The 1,535-nt window shown below is 20.0% G+C and carries 1 pseudogene; it reads left to right on the top strand.

Annotated features, from left to right (window positions below):
• Positions 1–160: 160 nt before the first annotated feature.
• A pseudogene (gene bsh / locus BGI41_RS08765) lies at positions 161–1,133 on the top strand (choloylglycine hydrolase).
• Positions 1,134–1,535 lie beyond the last annotated feature (402 nt).

Below are 1,535 nucleotides of genomic sequence, written 5' to 3'. Positions count from 1 at the left end.
ATTTAAACAGTATTTATTAATTATTACTAATATATTTAAAATCAATAGAAAATATTAATTAGATTTTAAACATATATTTTATTAAAGTTTAATAAAATTTTATAGAATATTTTAACATATATTTTATTAAAGTTCAATAAATTTTATAGGGGAAAATAAAATGTGTACTGCTGCAAATTATTTATCAAAAGATCATTATTTTGGACGTAACTTTGATTATGAATTATCTTATAATGAAAAAATAACTATAACTCCAAGAAATTATCCATTAAAATTTAGAGTTGAGGATACAATTGAAAATCATTATGCTTTTATTGGAATAACTGCAGGTATTGATGTTTATCCATTATATTATGATGCTACAAATGAAAAAGGATTAAGTATAGCAGGTTTAAATTTCGCTGATTTTGCTGATTATAAAAAAGTAGATGATAGTAAAGTAAATGTTGCATCTTTTGAATTTATTCCTTGGATTTTATCTCAATGTAGTAATGTTAAAGAAGCAAGAAAACTTTTAGAAAATCTTAATATTGTTGATATTCAATTTTCTGATGAACTTCCTAATTCCTCACTTCATTGGATTATTTCAGATAGAGATGAATCAATTACTGTTGAAACAGTTAAAGAAGGTCTTAAAGTTTATAATAATCCTGTAGGTGTTTTAACAAATAATCCTCCATTTGATAAACAATTATTTAATTTAAATAATTATAGATATTTATCTAGTAGGACACCAGATAATACTTTCAGTGATGATTTAGATGGCATATAGTCGTGGAATGGGTGGTTTAGGTTTACCTGGTGATTTATCTTCTATGTCTCGTTTTGTAAAAGCAAGTTTTACTAAAATGAATTCTTTATCTAGTGAAGATGAACTTGAAAGTGTTAGTCAATTTTTCCATATTCTTGGATCTGTTGAACAACAAAGAGGTCTTGCATTTATTGATGAACCAGATAAATATGAAATTACTATTTACTCTTCTTGTGTAAATACTGATAAAGGAATTTATTATTATAGAACTTATGAAAATAGTCAAATTAATGCAGTTGATATGTATAAAGAGGATTTAGATTCTACTAATTTAATTTCTTATCCTTTAATTAATAAACAGAATGTTAATTATCAAAATTAGTTAAATATTTTTGTTTATTTAATAATTAAGTTTTAATTATTAAAATTAGTTAATTTGTTTATTTAATAGTAAATTAATTTATTATGATTTTAGTAAATAATATTTATTTATTAGAATCATTTTTAGCTATTTTTTTATATTTCTATGTCTTAAGAGTTTTGACTTAGCTATTTTTATATAATTTGCATTTTAAGAAGTTTGACTTATCTATTTTTTTAATCTTAGAAATTTAATTTAATTATTTTTTTATATTTCTATAATTTTTTATCTTAAGTTAGCTATTTTTTTATTTTAGTAAGGTTAATTTTATTATTTTTTTTATTTTAATATTATAATTAATAAATTAACTATTTTTTTATAAACATTTATAAAATAATTAAAATATATATTATAATATTATAT

Source organism: Methanobrevibacter sp. 87.7 (genome assembly GCF_002208625.1).
In the GTDB taxonomy this organism is placed as follows: domain Archaea; phylum Methanobacteriota; class Methanobacteria; order Methanobacteriales; family Methanobacteriaceae; genus Methanarmilla.
The sequence above is the reverse complement of the archived record's forward strand: the minus strand, read 5'-3'. Positions and strand labels throughout refer to the sequence as shown.